The organism is Rhodococcus sp. P3_B8, from assembly GCF_056402775.1.
Genome location: NZ_JBFUGT010000624.1, coordinates 1 through 1,391 on the forward strand (window position 1 = coordinate 1; position 1,391 = coordinate 1,391).

The following is a 1,391-nucleotide window of genomic DNA, read 5'->3' on the forward strand; positions in this document are numbered from 1 at the left end:
GGGGTCAACTGCGCCTCGGTGGCCCGGGCCGAGGAGCCGGGCGGTGCGTTGCGGGTGCTCGCCTACCGCGGTCAGCCACCCGTCCCGGACACCTTCGCCCCCGGTACCGATTCGCAGCCCGGATACGCGGCCGCCACCGATCAGATCATCATCTGCCCCGACCGGTACGGCGAGCGCCGGTTCTCCACCGAAGCCATGAATTCCCGGGGGCTACGGAGCGGGGTCTGCGTTCCCATCGGCGCCGAGACGGTGTGGGGAGTGCTCACCGCACACAGTGCCCGCCCCCGCGACTACTCCGACCGGGAGGTGATGTTCCTGCGCTCGGTGACCGCGGTGCTGGCGGCGGCGATCCGGCGCATCGAGGCAGAAGACGCGCTGCGGCATCTGAGCCTGCACGATTCATTGACCGGGCTACCGAACCGTGCCCTGGCGCATCAGCAGATCGACGCCGCCCTGGACACCGCACGCGGAAGCGGACGCACGGTTGCGGCGTTGCTGATCGACCTCGACCAGTTCAAGACCCTCAACGACCGACTCGGCCACGCCGTCGGCGACGACGCCCTCATCCGGTTGGCCGAACAGCTCCAGTCGGTCGTGCGCGCAATCGATACCGTGGCCCGGATCGGCGGCGACGAATTCCTCATCGTCTGCCCCGACACCACCTCCGCCGACCAGGCCATCGCCCTTGCCACCCGCATCACCGAACTGCACATCGGACCCGACTCGCCCGGACGCGAACTGCGGTACACCGCCAGCGTCGGCATCGCCCTCGCCGGACCGGAAGACACCCGGGAGACGTTGATCCGTCGCGCGGACGCCGCCATGTATGAAGCCAAAACCACCGGAAGCGGACACACCCTCGCCCCCTGACACGAACCCCACCCCCGCACCCAAGCGCACCGCCACCGACATTCATTGTGCCGCAGAGTGTTCCTACCGAAGCACCGAGCACGCCACCCAGGCCAGCCGAGCGTCGCCGAACCTGACCTGCCCCCACCAGGCTCCGGGGAGCGGATGCTTGCGACCGGGCCTCGGCCGGCACGAACACCCGCGGTGCATCAGCGAGATGCGCGAGCACCCCAGACGCGAACTCGCCCACAGGCCCACACCAGACCCCACCGCACCACATTCAGCTCAGCGACGACGAATACACCCGCGCCCACGCCGCCGCCCGCACAGCCGGCCAGAACCTCGACACCTCCGGTCCACGACCGCATCACCGACGCCCTCGACACCGAACAACCCGAATAGCAGGTTCAGTCGGGGGTCAAGAACAGTTCCACCGACACGAAGAACCACACCAACGTCACCAACGGCACGAACGCGCACACCAACGGGCAGGGCGAAGCCCACACTCGGATCGGCCGCGGCGACGCGGCCCGTGACGGCGA

General features: G+C 69.0%; 1 protein-coding gene. It reads left to right on the top strand.

The features are described from left to right. Positions 1-870 (top strand): diguanylate cyclase domain-containing protein (locus AC1D1G_RS45235; RefSeq protein ID WP_477956942.1); only part of this gene is annotated, 870 nt, incomplete at its 5' end. Positions 871-1,391 lie beyond the last annotated feature (521 nt).